This is a genomic window from Epibacterium sp. ABV4_022, assembly GCF_056159345.1.
This window is the reverse complement of sequence record NZ_JBSWVA010000001.1, coordinates 2,997,497-3,016,390: the sequence shown is the minus strand read 5'-3', so window position 1 is coordinate 3,016,390 and position 18,894 is coordinate 2,997,497. Positions and strand designations below refer to the sequence as shown.

Here is an 18,894-nt window from a genome sequence, read left to right as displayed (position 1 = left end):
ACGGTGCAATGGCAGATGCGATTGCAAGCCGAAAAGTGGGAACCGGTTTTCGGATCTATCTTGCAATGCCACTAAAGAAGGAGATCAGCCGTGACCAAACGCACGTCTGCCAAGTACAAAATTGACCGCCGCATGGGCGAAAACATCTGGGGTCGTCCGAAGTCCCCGGTGAACCGTCGTGAATATGGCCCCGGCCAGCACGGTCAGCGCCGCAAAGGCAAACTGTCCGACTTCGGTATTCAGCTGCGCGCCAAGCAGAAGCTGAAAGGCTACTACGGTGACCTGACCGAGAAGCAATTCCGTCGCATCTACGGCGAAGCCGAGCGTGTGAAGGGCGACACTGGTGAAAACCTCATCGGTCTGCTGGAGCGTCGTCTGGACGCTGTTGTCTACCGCGCCAAATTCGTGCCGACCGTCTTTGCGGCCCGTCAGTTCGTGAACCACGGCCACGTGCTGGTGAACGGCAAGCGCGTCAACATCCCCTCCTACCGCGTCAAAGAAGGCGACGTGATCGAGGTGCGTGAAAAGTCCAAGCAGAACGTTGCCGTTCTGGAGGCCGTGCAGCTGGCCGAGCGTGACGTTCCGGACTACATCGAAGCCGATCACTCCAAACTGACCGCCACCTTCGTGCGCGCGCCCGCGCTGGCCGATGTGCCCTACCCGGTGGTGATGGAACCGAACCTCGTGGTCGAATTCTACGCCAAGAACTGATCCGACGGCCCCTGGCGGGCCCTCCGGAGACGAGACATGGAAAAGCCGCTCCTGCCCGGGGCGGCTTTTTGCATGGGGACGGCGCGGTTGGGGGTGACGTCAGGAATCGCTTGGGAAACGGCGGTTACGGGGCCTATGGTGGCGCTGACACCGGCGCCGGGACCGATATTGTCACGCGCGGACCGGACAGATTGGGAGAATATCATGTCGATCACATCTGCCGCCCTTCGATCCGTTGCCCTGGCCGCAGCCTGCGTGGCGGGGCTCTCTGCGATGGCGTTTGCGGCGCCGCTGAAGCTGACACCGGCGGATCCGCAGCCTTCGGGGCTGAAGCCCGGGCTGTCGGTGCGCTATGCCTATCCCTCTGACGTCAAGAGCCTGGGCGCGGCCCGCAATGCGTTGAAATACCGGGTGGAGCAGGGGGCGCCGCTCACGGGGCTGGATTACCGCGACACCGAGCTGGGGCAGAATGTGCTGACCGCCAAACGCGCCGAGCGGGTGGTGGCCGATATTCGCGGCTATGTGCGCTTTGATGCGCCGGGCGTCTACACGATCGATTTTCTGACCAATGACGGCCTGCATGCGGTGGTCGGCGGTCAGGTGGTCGGCGAGTTTGATGGCCGCCAGCCCTGCGAGGAGACCTTTGCGGTCGAGGTCGAGGTGCCGAAGGCCGGGTGGTATCCGCTCAAGGCGTTGTGGTTCCAGCGCACCAATACCGCCTGTCTGCATATGCGGGCGGGGCCTGCGGGCAAACGTCCCAAATGGATGCCGAACGCGGCCTTTGGGCACTGAAATCAAAAGGTGGCAGGGCGGGTTTGCCGCGACCTGTGCCCCTCATTTTTTACGTAAGCCATTGGAGCACATATGATAGACATTCGTCCGGCCGTATCAGCGGACGCCGACGGCATTGCCGCCGTGTTGGAGGCCCTGCGTCAGGCGGGCATGCGCAAGACCGCAGGAGACGCGGCATTTGTGCGCGAGACCTACATCGAGAATGACAATCGCATCGCCTGTTCGGTCGCGGTTGACGCTGCGGGGCGGCTGTTGGGATTTCAGTCCTTGCAGATCGCGCCGGAGGGCAATCCCTATGGCGCGCCGGTGGGCTGGGGCGTGATCGGCACGCATCTGCATCCCGATGCCACCGGGCAGGGGATTGGGCGCGCCTTGTTTGCAGTGACGCGCGCGGCGGCAGAGTATGCGCGTTTGCCCGCCATCGACGCCCAGATCGGCGCTGATAACGCACAGGGCTTAGGCTATTACAGCGCTATGGGATTTGTCGATTATCGCGAGACGCCCACGGCGGTGGGCAAGAAGCTGGTTCTCACCACCTGAGGTCATGCGTCGTGAACACGCTTTATGATCACGGGACGCGCGCCCGTCAGACCGGCAGCGGGCGTCCTTCGGCAATGGCTTCCATGGCGAAATAGGAGGTCACGCTGTCCAGTTCGACGCCCGCGATCAGGCGTTGATAGACCTTGTCATAACTCGCCATGTCGCGGGTCACGACCTTGAGCTGATAGTCGTAATCGCCGCCGATGCGGTGAAAATCCACCACCTCCGGGATCGTCAGCACATGGCGGCGAAACTGCGCCAGCCACTCGGCGGAGTGGTGCCGGGTGCGCAGCATCACAAAGACCACCAGACCGAGATCAAGCTGGCTGCGATCCACTTCGGCGCGGGTGCCGCGCAGGATGCCCTTGTCCTGCAAGGCCTTGAGCCGCCGCCAGCAGGCGTTTTGCGACAGGCCGACTCGTTCGGCGAGGTCGCGTTGCGACAGGCTGCCATCCCGTTGCAGGGCACGTAAAAGGTCGCGGTCAATCTGATCGATGTTTTTCGACATATGTGGATCATATGATATGCATATAAGGCTGTCACTTGTGAAATTATGTGAAAATGACCAATCACTGGTGGTCTATCATTGCTCAAATGGCAATGAGGGCGCGAGAATGATCCTTGAACAGTTCAAAACGGCGATCAAACACACAGCGGAGGCAGGGGAGCTGGCTCAGACCCTGATCGGCGAGGGGGTGATGATCCCCGGTCTCAACGGCGATGTGCCGCTGGTCTATGCGGATTACGTGGCTTCGGGGCGTGCGATGCGCCCGGTCGAAACGTTCATTTCCGAAAAACTTCTGCCGTTTTATGCCAATTCCCACACCGAGGCCTCCTATTGCGGCCAGTATGTCACCCGCCTGCGCCGCGATGCACGGGCCGAGATTGCGCGGCTGACGGGTGCAGGGGAGGAGTGCGAGGTGATCTTTGCAGGCTCCGGTGCCACGGCAGGCCTGAACCGGTTGGTGAAGCTTTTGGGGATCAATGAGGCCACGCGCCCGGTGGTGTTTATCGGCCCCTATGAGCATCACTCCAACATCCTGCCGTGGCGCGAGAGCCGCGCCGAGGTGGTGGAAATTCCCGAAGGTACCGAGGGCGGGGTTGATCTGGTGGCGCTAGAGGCGGCCTTGGTTGCGCATGCGGATGCAGATCTGAAAATCGGCAGTTTCTCGGCGGCCTCGAATGTGACGGGGATTATCACCGATCCCGATCCGGTGACGCGGCTGTTGCGCGCACACGGCGCACTGGCGGTTTGGGACTATGCCGGTGGCGGGCCCTATCTGCCCATCGACATGGGCGCGCATGGGGCGGAGCCAAAGGATGCCGTGGTGGTCTCGCCGCATAAGTTTCCGGGCGGGCCGGGGGCCTCGGGCGTGCTGGTGCTGCGCCGGGATGCGGTGCGCGCGTGTAATCCGTCGTGGCCCGGGGGCGGCACGGTGAGTTTTGTGTCGCCGTGGTCGCATCGCTATGCGGACAGTCTGGCCGCGCGCGAGGAGGCGGGGACCCCGAATGTGGTGGGCGACATCCGCGCGGCGCTGGCGTTCCTGGTCAAGGAGGCCGTGGGGCAGGACCACATCGAGGCGCGCGAAGCCCGCTATGCGGCCAAGGCGCGCGCGGCTTGGGCGGCTGTGCCGGGGCTGACGCTTCTGGGGCATGAAAGCGCCCATCGTTTGCCGATCTTTTCCTTCACCGTGGCAGGGGCATCCGGCGCGCCGGTGCATCAGCAGTTGTTCACGCGCATGCTGAGCGATGTCTACGGCATTCAGGCGCGCGGCGGCTGTGCCTGCGCGGGGCCTTATGCGCACCGTCTGCTGGAGATCGACCAGCCCCAGTCCGAGGCCCTGCTTGGGGATCTTCTCGCCGGGCGGGAGTTGCAAAAACCCGGTTGGGTGCGGCTCAACTTCTCTTATCTGATGGAGGAGGCGACCGTGGACTATGTGATCGAGAGCGTTGCAAGGCTGGTGGCGGAGGCGGAAGAAATCGCTGCCGCCTATGATGCCGACCCGAGCACCGCACGCTTCCAGCCGCGTGCGGCCTGATCCCTCGGTATAATCTATGAATAGACGTTGTGATTGAGGTGTTTCGCCTCGGGCTTTGCCCGAGGCGACCCGCGCCGCGTGCCCATCGGGCACGCGGCGCGGCCCGGCCCAACGGGAGGATGTGCCCTGCGGCGGTGGATCTGCCAGATCGGGGTCGGGCGAGAAATCGGGGTCATGTGTGGCGCGGACGTGGCCAAACGGGGCACGGACGACGGGCGGGAGCCTCCCCGCGCGCGCGACGGGCGCGAAGGGGCGTGCTCTAACAGCGACAGACTGCCCCATAGGTGTGTTGATGAAGCATTGAGCAAGTTGCGGCTTTTCCCATTGCGCCGAGGGCGCTATGACGAACAGGTTCGCGAAGGAGCTCAACGATATGACCCAAATCACACCGCAACCCGGTATCATGGACATCGCCCTCTATCAGGGTGGCGCAGCTCATGTGGACGGGGTGAGCAATGTGACCAAGCTCTCCTCCAATGAGAACCCGCTGGGCCCGAGCCCCAAGGCGGTGGAGGCGATGGCGCAGGCTGCCGCCAGCATGCATCGATATCCGAGCTCCGACCATACCGCCCTGCGCACCGCGATTGCCGAAACCCACGGTCTGGATGCCGAGCGCATCATTTGCGGGGCAGGCAGCGATGAGATCATCGCTTTTCTGTGCCAGTGCTATGCCGGGCCGGGGGATGAGGTGCTTTATACCGAGCACGGGTTTGCCATGTATCGCATTTCCGCCCTTGCCGCCGGGGCCACCCCGGTCGAGGTCAAGGAGCGCGAGCGCGTCACCGATGTGGATGCGCTGCTGGCAGGCTGCACGCCGCAGACCAAGCTGGTGTTCATCGCCAACCCCAACAACCCCACCGGCACTATGATTTCCGAGGCCGAGGTGGCGCGCCTTGCCGATGGTATCCCAGAGGATGCGATCCTCGTTCTGGATGGGGCCTATGCTGAGTATGTCGAGGGTTTTGACGCCGGGGCATCCCTCATCGAGGCGCGTGACAACGTGGTGATGACCCGCACGTTCTCCAAGATCTACGGATTGGGGGGCGCGCGTGTGGGCTGGGGCTATGGACCAAAGCCGATCATCGACGTGCTCAATCGGGTGCGCGGGCCGTTCAATGTCTCGGTGACGGCGCTTGCCGGGGCCGAGGCCGCGGTGCGTGACCATGCGTATGTCGAAACCTGCCGCGTCGAGAACGCCAAATGGCGCGGCTGGCTGGCGGATCAACTGGCCGGGCTGGGCGTGCCGTCAGACACATCCTGTACCAACTTCATTCTGGCGCGCTTCGCCTCTCAAACAGAGGCGGAAGCCTGTGACGATTTCCTGAAACAACGCGGCCTGATCGTGCGCCGGGTGGCGGGGTATAACCTGCCCACCGCCTTGCGGATCACGGTCGGAGACGAGACCGCCTGCCGCGCGGTTGCAAGCGCGGTTCAGGACTTCAAGGCCGGGGCGGCACAATGAGCGAGATGTCAGCCAAACCCGTCTACAACCGCGTGGCCCTGATCGGTCTTGGGCTGATTGCATCCTCGATGTTCTGGGCCATCAAACGCGCGGGGCTGGCGGGGGAAGTCACCGGCTATGCCCGCAGTGCCGAGACCCGCGACACTGCGCGCCGGATTGGTCTGTGTGATCGGGTCTGCGACACCGCACGTGCGGCGGTCGAGGGCGCAGATCTCGTGGTGCTCTGCGTGCCGGTCGGGGCGATGGGCGCGGTTGCGGCCGAGATTGCACCGGCGTTGATGCCCGGCGCGACGATCTCCGATGTGGGATCGGTCAAGCGCCATGTGATCGAGGACGTGGCACCGCATATTCCGGATGGCGTGCATTTTGTGCCCTCACACCCGCTTGCGGGGACCGAGCATTCCGGTCCCGAGTTGGGCTTTGCCGAGCTGTTTGACAACCGCTGGTGCCTGTTGGTGCCAGTGGAGGGCAGCGCGCCGGAGGCGGTGGCGCAGCTGCGCGCCCTCTGGGAAGGGATGGGCGCGCATGTGGATGAGATGGACGCCGATCACCATGATCTGGTGCTGGCGGTGACCAGCCACACGCCGCATTTGATCGCCTACACAATGGTGGGTGTGGCAGATGATCTGCGCCGCGTGACCGATAGCGAAGTGATCAAATATTCTGCGGCGGGGTTTCGCGACTTCACCCGGATTGCGGCCTCGGATCCGACCATGTGGCGCGATGTGTTCCTGACCAACAAGGACGCCACGTTGGAAATTCTGGGCCGGTTCACCGAGGAGCTCTTTGCCCTGCAACGGGCGATCCGCACCGGGGATGGTGCGCATCTGCACGACTATTTCACCCGCACCCGCGCCATCCGGCGGGGCATTATCGAGGCCGGTCAGGACACCGCAGCGCCGGACTTTGGTCGCGGGCCGAAAAAATGAGGGCGTGCGCGGGGGCACGGCTGGCTGGCGTTGCCATGGTGCTGATCCATGCAGGCTGCGGGCTGGGTGCTGCCGCGCCTGAAACCACCCCGCGCCCGCCGCTGGAACGCGGGGCGGAGCTGATGCTGACGGAGGTCACTAAGGTCTCTGCTGTGGGGGCGACACGGACGGTGCCCGCGCCACAGATGCGCCCACACATCCGGCCAGTGTCTGCACAGATCATCGCCGCCGCCGCCCGTCCGGTGGATCTGGCTTCGGTGGCACCGGGTGCAACCCTGCGTCCGATGATGCGCACGCCGGAGTTCGAGCAGCAGGTGCTCTTTGGGCGTGCCAAACGGCGGCGCGGCTCTGTTTGCGGCGATATCGACATCCAGGGTGAAGAGGCGGGGGATATTCCCGGCAAGCTCAAGGGCTGCGGTGCGCGTGATGCGGTGCGGGTGCGGTCGGTGTCGGGGGTGACGCTCAGCCGGTCAGCGCTGATGACCTGCGAGACGGCAAAGGCGCTGAACACATGGGTGTCGCGCGACGTGGAGAAAGCCTTTGGCCGCGCCAACCGGGTGGTGCAGCTGCGGGTGGCGGCCGGGTACAGCTGCCGGACGCGCAACAACCGCCCCGGAGCACGGATCTCTGAACACGGGCGGGGCCGGGCGATCGATATCTCCGGGTTTGTCCTGGCTGATGGTTCCACGGTGAGCGTGCTGAAAGGGTGGCTCGACAAGCCGACACGCAAGGCGCTGCGGCGTATGTGGAAATCCGCCTGCGGGCCGTTTCGCACCGTGCTGGGGCCGGAAGCAGACATCTATCACCGCGACCACTTCCACCTTGATGTCGCGCGTCATCGCCGCGGACGCTACTGCCGCTGATCCGGCGCGCGACGTTTGATCCCGCAGGGGGCCGGGGGGGGGAGTGCTCCCGCCCCCGCAGGTGCGCGACTCCCGTCAGTCGGGCGTGCCGGATCGGGCGTTGGCACTGACTGGCCGGGCGAGGACCTCGCTCAGCTGTTGCAGTCGCACCCCTTGGCGGGGTTGGGCCGGGCAGCCAGTCCCGGGTCGGGACTGGCCGGCGCCGGGCCGGATGGCCCGGCGCCATGCCCAACGCGGGACGATGTGCCCTGCAAGGGCCCAGCGGCAAGGGGCGGGAGCGCCCCCGTCCCCTTCTCGGTGCAGCGGCGGCGACTTTAACGCAGGATCAGGCGCGGTGCGGGGCCAAGCGGGATCGGACCGATGGTGATATAACCGCCGCGAAAGCCCAGCGTGATATCCAGATCCTCCGGGTTGCCGCTGGCCCGCGCCAGCAGGGTCACCACCCGGCTGGCCTGGTCCCGCGCCGTGGCCGAGATCAGCCCGGTGTCCTGCGCCATGTCGAGGAACGCCGCCCAGGCCTCCACCTGCAAGGCCAGCTCGCCGGTGGGGGTCCCGGCGACATCCACATCCAGCGTGCCCGCCACCTTCAGCCGCATCTCGCCCCAGCGCGCGTCCAGCAATGCGAGGTCGATCCGGCGCGGTTGCGGGCGGCGTTCTTCCAATGCGCTGCGATCCCAGGGCCTGTCAAAGGTCACATCCGCCTGCAGCGTCAGCGTTTCGAACGTCTGCGGCAGCTCTGGCGCGGCGCGCAGCAGGCGGCGCAGCCCGGCACCGGGGCGGAACGCCTGCGCCGCCGCGCGGATGCGATAGAATTCGGCCGCCTCCCCCTGCACCATGCGCAGATCCAGGTCGTCGGCCGAGAGCATGTCCTGCTGCCCGTCGCCAATGCGCCACGCGCCCGAGGTCAGCCCCAACTCCTCCAGCTCCAGCGCCAGACCGGGGGCCAGGAACAGATCCGCCTGCAACCCTTCGGTCGAAATCACCGCCGTCTGGTCATAATAGGACAGCCGCTGATCGCCATCGGCAAAGCGCAGGCTCTGATGTCCGGGCCAGATCGCGGGGCTTTGCAGCTCGAGCCAATCGGCGCGCCAGGCCGCCCCGGTGCCGGGATCGGCCAGCGCGGGCAGATCGATGCGGGTCACATGCCGCCAGGGAAAACCGCCCAGCGTACCAGCGGGGGTAATTTCGCCCACCTCCACCTGCCAGCCGCGCGTCGCCTGCGTCTGAAACCAGCCCGCCACGCTCTGGCGCAGACCCCAGGCGGCCACGGCCCAGTAGAGCCCCCAGATCACACAGAGCCCCAGAAGGATCTTCAGACCGCGTTTCATGCCGCACTGCCCCTTTTGTTCGTGCCCGTTTTGCTGTTTACAGGCGCCCGAAACAAAGGACCAGTAACATGACGATGTGGGTATTTGGATACGGCTCTCTCCTGTGGAACCCGGAGTTCCCGATCGCCCAGAGCGAGGTGGCAACGCTGCATGGCTATGCCCGTTCGTTCTGCATGCGCTCGATCCACCACCGCGGCAGCGAAGAGATCCCCGGCCTGGTGCTGGCACTGGATGCGCAGGACGCGGCCCATTGCAAGGGGCTGGCCCTGCGGGTCGAACCCGGCCATGAGGAGACAACGCTGGCCGCCCTGCGCGAGCGCGAACTGATCTCCTCGGCCTATGTGGAGCGCTTCCTCGATGTGGAACTGGCCAGCGGCGAGGTCGTGAACGCGGTGGTCTATGTGATCGACCCGCATCACGTGCAATATTGCCACCTCGAGCTGGAAGAACAGGCGCAGATCATCGCCCATGCGGTGGGCGGGCGTGGCCCCAACAGCGAATATCTGTTCAACACCGCCGGGCATCTGGATGAAATCGGCCTCAGCGATCCGGACCTCAGCTGGCTCACGCAGCGGGTGCAGCAGATTTTATCATAAATCCTTGGCGATCTTGGGACTTTCGGTCTAGGCTGCGGGCGCAGAACCACGAGCAAGCCTATCGGGAGCCGCACGCATATGGCGCATCAGGAACGCGAACGCCGGCCGCAGTTTTCACAGCCGGTGCGTCAGGTTGTGATGATGCTGATCGCATTGGGACTGGCCGGGGCAGGGGCCTTCATGGCGCTGCCACGGGTGATGCCGGTCTTTGAGGCCAACCCCTATCTGAACGGGTTTATCGCCTTTGTCTTTGTCATCGGGGTGCTGGCCACCTTCTGGCAGGTGTTGCAGCTGATCAATTCGGTGCGCTGGATTGAACGCTTCGCCGCCGGGGTCACCACGGATGAGGATCGCGCGCCCTCGATGCTGGCGCCGCTGGCGGCGCTGTTGCGCTCGCGCGGGGCGCGGATGCAGCTGGGATCGGCCTCGACCCGCTCCATCCTCGATTCGGTGGCGGAACGCATCGACGAAGAGCGCGAAATCACCCGCTATATCGTCAACCTTCTGATCTTTCTCGGCCTTCTCGGCACCTTCTACGGGCTCGCCACCACCGTTCCGGCGGTTGTGGACACCATCCGCAGCCTCGCCCCGCAGGAGGGCGAGGAGGGCATCGCCATCTTCAATCGCCTGATGACCGGGCTTGAGGCGCAGCTCGGGGGCATGGGGGTCGCCTTTGCGTCCTCGCTGCTGGGTCTGGCGGGCTCGCTGATCGTAGGCCTGCTGGAGCTGTTTGCCGGCCACGGCCAGAACCGGTTCTACCGCGAACTGGAGGAATGGCTGTCCTCCTTCACCCGCGTCAGCTTCTCCTCCGGCGAGGAGGGCGGCACCGGGGACAACAACCTCGTGGCCGGGGTGCTCGATACCATGGCAGAGCAGATGGACGCGCTTCAGGCGATGTTCCTGGAGACTGCCAAGGGCCGCGCCGAAGTGGACGGCAAGCTGGCCCGGCTGGTGGACAGCATCGAAGAGATGAACCGCCGCCAGGATGAAACCGCCGCGATCTCCTCGGCGCTGGAACGGGTGGCGGTGGGGCAGGAAACCCTGGCCGAGCTGATGCGCGCCCATGGCGATGTCGGGATCGACGCCGAAAGCCGCATGCGGCTGCGCTCGATCGACGTGCAGATGCTGCGCATCCTTGAGGAAATCTCCGCCGGGCGGCAGGAGAGCCTCGCCGAGCTCAGAAAGGACATCGACCTTCTGGTCAAGGCCTTTGCCGGACCCCGGGGCATGGATCGCGCAGCACGTCTGGCGACGCGGAAAGAGAGCTGATCCATGGCCCTGTCGCGCCGCACCGGCCAACGTTTCCAGGGCTCGATCTGGCCCGGCTTTGTGGATGCGATGACCGGGCTTCTGCTGGTGTTGATGTTCGTACTCACCATTTTCATGGTGGTGCAATTTGTCCTGCGCGAGACGATCTCCGGGCAGGAAACCGAACTGGACGAACTCTCCACCGAGGTGCGGGCGCTGGCACAGGCGCTGGGGGTCAAGGAGCGCGAGGCCAGCCAGTTGCAGGCCCGTCTCGGCGCGCTGGGGGCGACGCTCAATTCGGCGCGCTCCGATCTGGACGCGGCGCGCGATCAGATCACCGCACAACAGGACCGCATCAGCGCCCTGACGCAGGAGCGGGACGCGGCAACCGCCGATCTTGCGGCGGCGCAGACGCAGATCTCCGATTTCGAGGCCCAGGTGGCGGCCTTGATCGCCGGGCGCGACCGGGCCGAGGCGCAGATTGCCGATCTCACCGCCGAACGGGACGCGCTCGACGCCGCGCGCACGGATCTCCTGTCGGAACAGGAGGCGCTGAACCTCGCCCTGGCAGAACTGCGGGACGAGGTCGACGCCGAGGCAGAGGCCGCCCGTCTGGCCGCCGCCCGCACCGAGGCGCTGGAGGCGCTGGTGGCGGATCTGCGCGCCGAGGGCGAGGCGCAATCGGCCCGGGTTGCCGATCTTGAGGAAACCCTCTCGGAAGAAGAGGCCGCCCGCCTGGCCGAGGCGGCAGCGGCCGAGGCGCTGCGCGACCGGCTGGAAAACGCGGATGCGGAACTCACCGCGATGACGCTGGCGCTGGAAGAAGAACGCCAGAAGGCCGAAGACACGCTGACCCTGCTGGCTGCTGCCGAGACCGCCCGCGACCGGCTCGACGCGGAACTGGAAGAGGCGCTCTCGGCCATCGAACAGGCCAAGGCACAGGCGCAGGACCGCGATGAACTGGCCGAACGGCTGACCCGGGTGCTGGCGCAGATGGAAGTGACCGAGAGCAAGGCCAGCGCCCGCGTCTCCGCGCTTGAGGCGGAGCTGGACCGGGTGCGCCGCGACAGCAGTGCCACCCGCGCGCGCCTGAACGCGGAGCTGGACACCGCCCGCCAGCAGGCCGCCGACACCCGCAGCCAGCTCGAAGCGGAGCTGACCCGGCAGCGCGCCGCCACGGTCGAGACCGAGACCCAGTATCAGGACCAGCTGCAATCGCTTCAGGACGGGTTTGATGCCGAACGCCGCGCGCTCGAAGACCGGGTGGCGGCGCTTCAGGCCGAAGCCGAGGACAGCCGCCGGGCGCTGGAGGACCAGCTCGCCGCCCTGCGTGCCGAGGCGGAGGAGACCCGCAGCGGGCTCGAAACCCGCTTGGCGCGCGCCGAAGCGGATCTGGCCGCGGCACGCTCCGCCGCCACCTCCACCGCCGAGGAGCGCGCCTCTGTCGAACAACGCCTGCTGGTGGCGCTGGAGGCGCTGGAACGGGCCCAGGCGGCGGCCTCCGATCAGGAGGTCCTGCAAAGCCGCCTGCTGGCCGCGCTGGCCGACAAGGAGGATTTTGCCGAGGAAGTCACCGAACAGAAGACCCTCGCCGAACAGCGCGCCGATCTGCTGGCCCAGGCCCGCGCCGCTCTGGCCGAGGAAAAACAGGTCTCCGAAGAGGCCCGCCGCGAAACCGCGCTGCTCAATCAGCAGGTGGCGGCGCTGCGTGAACAGCTTGGCGGGTTGCAGGCGCTTCTGGATGATTTCAAGGAACGCGACGCCGCCCAGAACGTGCAACTGCAAAGCCTCGGTCAGGATCTCAACACCGCGCTGGCCCGCGCCGCCGCCGAAGAACGCCGCCGGCGCCTGCTGGAAGAACAGGAGCGCAAACGGCTGGAGGCCGAACGGGAACAGCTTGCCAATCAGGCCGAGGATCTGGAGCGTTACCGGTCGGAGTTCTTTGGCCAGCTGCGCGACGTGCTGGGCAATCAGGAAGGGGTGCGCATCGAGGGCGACCGCTTTGTCTTTGCCTCCGAGGTGCTCTTTGCGCTTGGCAGTGCGGAGCTGTCACCAGAGGGCAAACGCGAAATCGCCAAGGTGGCCCGCATCCTGCAGAACGTCGCCGCCGCCATCCCGGACGAGATCAACTGGATCATTCGCGTCGATGGGCACACCGACAACCAGCCGTTTTTCGGCACCGGCAAATACGCCGACAACTGGGAGCTCAGCCAGGGCCGGGCGCTCTCCGTGGTGCGCTACATGATTGATGAGCTGGACATCCCGCCCAGCCGCCTCGCCGCCAACGGGTTTGGCGAATTCCAGCCCATCAACCCCGCCGACACCGCTGCCGCCCGCGCCCAGAACCGCCGCATCGAACTCAAGCTCACGGAACGCTGAGTCGCGGGGACGGGAGGCGGCACCGGATTTGGCAAAGCCAAAAGAAATTGGCCCCGGCGATCAGGGACCGCCAGAGCCAGAACTCTACTATAACGTGATTGAAATATGGACGCCTCCACCACTCACGGCTCATTGGGTTCGTCCGCATTTGGGGTAGCATGAACATCCCTAAGTTTCAATAAATTATCATGCGTGACAATTTTCTTGTGCTATAATGGGGGCGAACACTGCAACGGTTCTGTCTGCCGTTTGCAAGCTGCATGGGAGGTGAGGCGCATTGGACAGGCTGCGCGCGATTTTTGAACTTCGCGATATGTTGCGTGACATGGAGCGCGACCTCGGGCTGGAGGATCTGAGCCCGGCAGAAAAGGATGTGTTTCAGGCCGCGCATCGGTTGACGGATACCCCGGGACAACTGGTGCGCTCCGAGCAGATCCGCCAGCATGACCTGGTCAAGGGCGTGGCACAGGCCACCTTTCACCGGGCGTTGAAGTCGCTGCTGGAACTCGGGTTTCTGGAACGGCCCGAAGGGGCCAAGGCAAAGCACTACATCGTGCGTCGCGATCTGTTGCACGATTGATCCGTTGCGGCTCTGCGTCGCATCAGGCTCCGAAACGCGTGTTTCGGCACGCGGGCAATTGTCTGGCAGGCGGGGCGCCGTTAGACCGGAGCCATGAGAGCGGTTGACGGGTTTCTTTCCTGCATAAAGGCGATGGCGGTTGTGACCGTGATCTACGTCGTGTGCCACGGCGTCACGGCCCGCATCGTGGCGCCGGTGCAGGGCTATTTCTTCAGCGAAATCACCGTCTTTGCCAGCGTCCTCTACCTGCCGCATGGGGTGCGCGTGCTCAGCACCTGGCTGATGGGCGGGCGCGCCGCGGTGCCGCTGGCCGTGGGGGCGTTCCTGTCAGAATGGCTGTTCACCGAGGCCGACATCCGGGCGCTGATGCAGCACATGATCTGGTTCTCGATCCTGGTGGGGGCGCTGTCTGCTCCCGTCGCCTTTGCGATCTTGCGCCTGCTTGGCGTTCTGACTCAGCGTGACGGCGCGCGCCGGATGGACTGGCGCCGGCTGCTGATGGCCGGGATGCTGGCTTCGATCCTGAACTCGATCGGGCAGACGGTGGTGTTCTCCGGCCTGATGTCACCGGGCCATCAGCTGGGCGTGATCGTGACCTATGCGCTGGGGGATATGCTGGGGCTGGTGGCAGCGATGCTGGTGCTGATGCTGGTGTTTCGCGCCCTGCGGCATCGCGCGCCCCGGACCTGAGCGTGGGCTTGACCCCTGAATTCACCGGGACGGCCGGACCGGGCGCGTCGTCTCCGGGCCCGGCGGCAGTCTGATCCATCTGTTTCTGGATGTGAGCCTGCGGTCGGAATTGAGCCGCGTCTTGGCGCAGGGATGGCAACGCGCAAATGGCCGCAGATCGCGGTCAGCCAGCCCAGCCAGACCCAGAGAGTTCTGCCCGCCAGGCTATGCAGTCAGACATGTCGGAGAGGCTTTGGAAAAGCAGGGTTGGCCCGCAGCCAACGTCCGCTGTTCTTCTGCGCGGACCAAGGGCGTTTGCCGGGCCCGGCGCGGATCAGGGGGAGAGGCCGCCAACCTCCCGGAGGAGGCCAGCGGCCCGATGTTCATTCCGCGGTCAGGAGCGGCGGTTTGTTGCCGCTGAGGCGCGGTTTGCCGGGACCTTCGATGCGCAGGTCCAGCTTGCCGTCCTTGATGCCGACCTGAACCACACCGCCCTTGGCGAGCTTGCCGAACAGCAACTCCTCGGCCAGCGGCTTCTTGATGTGTTCCTGGATCACGCGGCCCAGCGGGCGGGCGCCCATCTTGTCGTCATAGCCCTTGTCGGCGAGCCATTCGGCGGCCTTGCGGGTCAGCTCGATGGAGACATTGCGGTCCATCAGCTGCGCCTCAAGCTGCAGCACGAACTTCTCGACCACCTGCAGGATGACCTCTTTCGGCAGCGCGCCAAAGGAGATGGTGGCATCCAGACGGTTGCGGAACTCCGGGCTGAAGGTGCGTTCGATGGCGGCGGTGTCCTCACCCTCGCGACGGTCACGGCCAAAGCCGATGGCGGATTTCGCCAGCTCGGATGCGCCGGCGTTCGAGGTCATGATCAGCACCACGTTGCGGAAGTTCACCGTGCGACCGTTGTGGTCGGTGAGCTGGCCGTTGTCCATCACCTGCAACAGGATGTTGAACACATCCGGATGCGCCTTTTCGATCTCGTCGAGCAGCAGCACACAGTGCGGATGCTGGTCGACACCGTCGGTAAGCAGGCCGCCCTGATCAAACCCCACATAGCCCGGAGGCGCACCGATCAGACGCGAGACCGCGTGTTTCTCCATGTACTCCGACATGTCGAACCGCAGCAGTTCCACGCCCAGCGTATCGGCGAGCTGTTTGGCCACCTCGGTCTTGCCGACGCCGGTGGGGCCCGCAAAGAGGTAGTTGCCGATCGGTTTTTCCGGCTCGCGCAGGCCCGCTCTGGCCAGTTTGATCGCCGAGGACAGCGCGTCGATGGCAGCATCCTGACCAAAGACCACCCGTTTCAGGCTGGCTTCCAGATCCTTCAGCACCTCGGCATCGTCCTTGGAGACGTTTTTCGGCGGGATGCGGGCGATCTTGGCCACCACGGCCTCGATCTCCTTGACGCCGATGGTCTTGCGCCGCTTGCTCTCGACGACCAGATGTTGCGCCGCGCCGGCCTCATCGATCACGTCGATGGCCTTGTCCGGCAGCTTGCGGTCGTTGATGTAGCGCGACGAGAGTTCGACCGCGGATTTGATCGCATCCGAGGTGAACTTGATCGAGTGATGCTCCTCGAAATAGGGTTTCAGCCCCTTGAGGATCTCGATGCTGTCTTCCACCGACGGCTCGTTCACGTCAATCTTCTGGAACCGGCGCGACAGGGCGCGGTCCTTTTCAAAATGCTGACGGAACTCCTTGTAGGTGGTGGAGCCCATGGTGCGCAGCTTGCCGCCCTGCAAGGCAGGTTTCAGCAGGTTGGAGGCATCCATGGCGCCGCCGGAGGTGGCGCCCGCGCCGATCACCGTGTGGATCTCGTCGATGAACAGCACCGCGTCGGGATGTTCTTCCAGCTCGGTGACCACGGCCTTGAGGCGTTCCTCGAAATCACCGCGATAGCGGGTGCCCGCCAGGAGCGCGCCCATGTCGAGCGAATAGATGGTGGTTTCCGACAGGACTTCGGGCACCTCACCCTGCACCACCTTGCGGGCCAGACCCTCGGCGATGGCGGTTTTGCCGACCCCGGGGTCGCCGACCAGCAGCGGGTTGTTCTTGCGACGGCGGCACAGCACCTGGATGCAGCGCTCCACCTCGCTGTCGCGCCCGATCAGCGGATCGATGTCGCCCTCGCGGGATTTGGCGTTCAGATCGACGCAGTATTTTGCCAGCGCCGATTCCTTCTGCTCGCCCTCTGCCGCGCCGGCGCCCGCGCCGCCGCCGATGTCCTCTTCGGCCTCGGTGGCGCCGGTGACGGGGCGGTTTTCGCCATAGGCGGGATCCTTGGCGACCCCGTGGGCGATGAAGTTGACCGCATCATAGCGCGTCATGTCCTGATCCTGCAGGAAGAAGGCGGCGTCGCTTTCGCGTTCGGCAAAGATCGCGACCAGCACGTTGGCGCCGGTCACTTCGGTGCGGCCCGAGGACTGCACGTGGATGGCGGCGCGCTGGATCACGCGCTGGAAGGCGGCGGTCGGCACCGCCTCGGAGCCGTCGATGTCGGTGACGAGATTCGCCAGATCCTCATCGACGAATTCCAGCAGGGTCGATCGCAGCTCGTCCAGGTTCACGCTGCAGGCCCGCATCACGCGGGCGGCGTCCGGCTCCTCGATCAGGGCCAGCAGCAGGTGCTCAAGAGTTGCAAATTCATGTCGCCGTTCATTCGCCAGCGCCAGCGCCGCGTGAATGGCTTGTTCCAAAGTGCTCGAGAATGAAGGCACAGGCGTGCTCCTCTGTCTTGGGTCATGGGGATCGGTCGCCACCGGGCGGGCCGGTCCTGTCCCATGACCATGTCCTCATACTGTTAGAGTTTGGTTGATAGAGCGTAAGCTTCAAGGGCTTTTTGTGCGATTGTGGTCACAAAACATGTTATTGTGCTCACATATCTTACGCAAAATTGCGGATGCGGGCCCGTTTCGGGCTCAGAACCTGTCCTTTGCCGAGCGGATATGGGCAAAGACCTCGGCGTCTTCAACCCCCTCCAGGCCAAGGGTTTTCTTCAGATCCGCAGCGCCGGCGCGCAGAAACGGGTTGGTGGCTTTCTCCAGCCCCAGCCGGGCCGGCACGGTGGGGTCATTTTTTGCGCGCGTTTGCGTGATCTCTTCGGCCCGCTGCCGAAGCGCGGCATTGTTCGGGTCGATGCTGAGCGCGAACGCCGCATTGGACTGTGTATATTCATGCCCGGAGAACACCAGCGTGTCATCGGGCAGGGCGGCCAGCGCGCTCAGGCTCTGCCACATCATCGCGGGGGTGCCTTCGAACAGGCGCCCGCATCCCAGTGCCATCAGGCTGTCGGCGGTGAACAGCGCGCCGCCCTCCGGGTAGTAAAAGGCGATATGGCCCAGCGTATGGCCGGGCACCGCGATCACCTGACAGCGCCCCGCGCCGCTGCCGCCCTCAAAACCGGGATCGAGTTCGATATCCAGCGCCTCGCCCTGTGCGGCGATCTTGTCGGCCTCTGCCTTTGGGCCCATGACCGGGCAGCCGTATTTCTCGCGGATCTGCCGGATGCCGCCCACGTGGTCGGGGTGGTGATGGGTGATCATGAGGACCCCCGGGGTCCAGTCCCGCGCCTCCAGCGCCGCGAGGATCGGTCCGGCCTCCGGCGCGTCGATCACCGCCACCCCGTCGGGGCCCTTGACCAGATAGGCATAATTGTCGGCCAGGCAGGGAACCGTGACGATTTCGAGGCCATTTTCGCGGGTGGTGCGGGTGGAGGTCTGATCGGGCATGGTCATTCGCTTTCACATTGCTAGACTGCGCCCAGAGTGACCGAAGCAGTGGGCGTCTGCAATGCATCTGGATGTGCAGGATCTGAGGAATTTCTATTACCGCAGCACGCTGGGCCGTGCCGCCCAGGCGGCGGTGCGGGGGCAATTGCTGCGGATGTGGCCCGATGCCACCGGCGAGACGGTGGCGGGGTTTGGCTTTGCCGCGCCGCTGCTGCGGCCCTATCTGCCGGAAGCGCGGCGGATCATGGCGCTGATGCCGGGGCCGCAGGGGGTGATGCAATGGCCCGCCGGCCTGCCCAATGTCTCGGTCCTGTGTGAGGAGACATCCTGGCCGGTGGAAACCGGTCGGGTGGACCGGCTGGTGGTGCTGCACGGGCTGGAAACCTCCGAACGCCCCTCCGATCTGCTGGACGAATGCTGGCGGGTGCTGGGGCCGGGGGGCAGGGCGATCTTCATCGTGCCCAACCGCGGCGGCTTCTGGGCGCGCTCCGATGCAACGCCGTTTGGCTATGGCCGTCCCTATACGCTGACCCAGGTGGAAAACCAGCTGCGGGGGCATCAATTCGCCATCGAGCAGCATGCCGCCGCGCTCTACCGCCCGCCAAGCCAGCGCCGGTTCTGGCTCAAGTCCGGCGCCATGATCGAGCGCATGGGCCACCGTCTGCCGACGATGATGGCGGCGGGGGTGTTCCTGGTCGAGGTCTCCAAACAGACCCACCCGCAGAAGGGCCACATGATCAAGACCCGCCGCGCCAATCCGATCCGGGTACTGGAAGGGTTGTCCAATCCGACCGCCGAACCGGCCTGAAGACCGGACACGACAGGACCGGGCCTAGATTCGACATTGTGTACCTTTGCATGCGGTTGTGTGCTGCATCGGGGCAAATTCCCCCTGCGGAATCGCATTCCTGTTGTTCCATGCCGCAATTTTTTTACACCTGACCCTGCCACAAAGCGTCACGGTTTTGTTAAGTCATTGAAAAATCGCGAAATCGGTTTTTCGGCCCGCGGACAGAGGGAGTTGCTA

General features: G+C 65.0%; 17 protein-coding genes. 13 read left to right on the top strand and 4 right to left on the bottom strand.

The features are described from left to right. Positions 1-90: 90 nt before the first annotated feature. The 3 genes from rpsD to ACXAF5_RS14320 all read left to right on the top strand — a co-directional run bounded on the left by rpsD (position 91) and on the right by ACXAF5_RS14320 (position 2,043). The gene (gene rpsD / locus ACXAF5_RS14330) at positions 91-711 is read left to right on the top strand and encodes a 30S ribosomal protein S4 (protein WP_239320413.1); all 621 of its coding nucleotides are present in this window, start codon (positions 91-93) and stop codon (positions 709-711) included. A 204-nt stretch (positions 712-915) separates the two neighbouring features. Further along, on the top strand, positions 916-1,503 hold the full coding sequence (locus ACXAF5_RS14325; protein WP_474947096.1) for a PA14 domain-containing protein: 588 nt from the start codon (positions 916-918) through the stop codon (positions 1,501-1,503). 72 nt (positions 1,504-1,575) lie between these two features. Beyond that, positions 1,576-2,043, top strand: a complete 468-nt coding sequence (locus tag ACXAF5_RS14320) for an N-acetyltransferase family protein (protein WP_474947095.1) — start codon at positions 1,576-1,578, stop codon at positions 2,041-2,043. 46 nt (positions 2,044-2,089) lie between these two features. On the opposite strand, the gene ACXAF5_RS14315 is transcribed toward ACXAF5_RS14320, so the two are convergent. Next, positions 2,090-2,551 (bottom strand): Lrp/AsnC family transcriptional regulator, encoded by a 462-nt coding sequence (locus ACXAF5_RS14315; RefSeq protein ID WP_005641088.1) that lies wholly within the window; start codon positions 2,549-2,551, stop codon positions 2,090-2,092. A gap of 106 nt (positions 2,552-2,657) precedes the next feature. Between ACXAF5_RS14315 and ACXAF5_RS14310 the strand changes: the two genes are divergently transcribed. From ACXAF5_RS14310 to ACXAF5_RS14295, 4 genes are all read left to right on the top strand, one after another. After that, positions 2,658-4,082, top strand: a complete 1,425-nt coding sequence (locus ACXAF5_RS14310; protein ID WP_474947094.1) for an aminotransferase class V-fold PLP-dependent enzyme — start codon at positions 2,658-2,660, stop codon at positions 4,080-4,082. A 373-nt stretch (positions 4,083-4,455) separates the two neighbouring features. Continuing rightward, positions 4,456-5,544, top strand: coding sequence for a histidinol-phosphate transaminase (gene hisC / locus ACXAF5_RS14305; RefSeq protein ID WP_474947093.1), 1,089 nt, complete (start codon positions 4,456-4,458; stop codon positions 5,542-5,544). Then, positions 5,541-6,473 carry a prephenate/arogenate dehydrogenase family protein gene (locus ACXAF5_RS14300; protein ID WP_474947092.1) on the top strand — a complete coding sequence of 311 codons (933 nt, stop codon included), beginning with the start codon at positions 5,541-5,543 and terminating at the stop codon, positions 6,471-6,473. The genes hisC and ACXAF5_RS14300 overlap by 4 nt, the downstream gene beginning before the upstream one ends. Before the next feature lie 35 nt (positions 6,474-6,508). Next, positions 6,509-7,336, top strand: coding sequence for an extensin-like domain-containing protein (locus ACXAF5_RS14295; protein ID WP_474947091.1), 828 nt, complete (start codon positions 6,509-6,511; stop codon positions 7,334-7,336). A gap of 314 nt (positions 7,337-7,650) precedes the next feature. Here ACXAF5_RS14295 and ACXAF5_RS14290 read toward each other — a convergent pair whose 3' ends face one another. Beyond that, positions 7,651-8,664, bottom strand: coding sequence for a DUF2125 domain-containing protein (locus ACXAF5_RS14290; RefSeq protein WP_474947090.1), 1,014 nt, complete (start codon positions 8,662-8,664; stop codon positions 7,651-7,653). A 68-nt stretch (positions 8,665-8,732) separates the two neighbouring features. Here ACXAF5_RS14290 and ACXAF5_RS14285 point away from each other — a divergent pair, with 68 nt between their 5' ends. The 5 genes from ACXAF5_RS14285 to ACXAF5_RS14265 all read left to right on the top strand — a co-directional run bounded on the left by ACXAF5_RS14285 (position 8,733) and on the right by ACXAF5_RS14265 (position 14,157). Continuing rightward, positions 8,733-9,260 (top strand): gamma-glutamylcyclotransferase, encoded by a 528-nt coding sequence (locus ACXAF5_RS14285; RefSeq protein ID WP_239362308.1) that lies wholly within the window; start codon positions 8,733-8,735, stop codon positions 9,258-9,260. Positions 9,261-9,338: 78 nt separating this feature from the next. Then, positions 9,339-10,529, top strand: a complete 1,191-nt coding sequence (locus ACXAF5_RS14280; protein ID WP_474947089.1) for a biopolymer transporter ExbB — start codon at positions 9,339-9,341, stop codon at positions 10,527-10,529. A 3-nt stretch (positions 10,530-10,532) separates the two neighbouring features. Next, complete coding sequence (locus ACXAF5_RS14275) at positions 10,533-12,887, top strand: peptidoglycan -binding protein (RefSeq protein ID WP_474947088.1); 2,355 nt, start codon at positions 10,533-10,535, stop codon at positions 12,885-12,887. 277 nt (positions 12,888-13,164) lie between these two features. After that, positions 13,165-13,467, top strand: a complete 303-nt coding sequence (locus tag ACXAF5_RS14270) for a hypothetical protein (protein WP_239320435.1) — start codon at positions 13,165-13,167, stop codon at positions 13,465-13,467. Positions 13,468-13,599: 132 nt separating this feature from the next. Continuing rightward, the gene (locus ACXAF5_RS14265) at positions 13,600-14,157 is read left to right on the top strand and encodes a hypothetical protein (protein WP_474947087.1); all 558 of its coding nucleotides are present in this window, start codon (positions 13,600-13,602) and stop codon (positions 14,155-14,157) included. A gap of 362 nt (positions 14,158-14,519) precedes the next feature. Here ACXAF5_RS14265 and clpA read toward each other — a convergent pair whose 3' ends face one another. Together clpA and gloB are read right to left on the bottom strand one after the other, a co-directional pair. Then, a complete protein-coding gene (gene clpA, locus ACXAF5_RS14260; RefSeq protein ID WP_474947086.1) occupies positions 14,520-16,856 on the bottom strand; it encodes an ATP-dependent Clp protease ATP-binding subunit ClpA in 2,337 nt (778 codons plus the stop codon). 201 nt (positions 16,857-17,057) lie between these two features. Beyond that, on the bottom strand, positions 17,058-17,873 hold the full coding sequence (gloB, locus tag ACXAF5_RS14255; protein ID WP_474947085.1) for a hydroxyacylglutathione hydrolase: 816 nt from the start codon (positions 17,871-17,873) through the stop codon (positions 17,058-17,060). Positions 17,874-17,928: 55 nt separating this feature from the next. Here gloB and ACXAF5_RS14250 point away from each other — a divergent pair, with 55 nt between their 5' ends. Continuing rightward, positions 17,929-18,675, top strand: a complete 747-nt coding sequence (locus ACXAF5_RS14250; protein ID WP_474947084.1) for a methyltransferase domain-containing protein — start codon at positions 17,929-17,931, stop codon at positions 18,673-18,675. Positions 18,676-18,894: the final 219 nt, after the last annotated feature.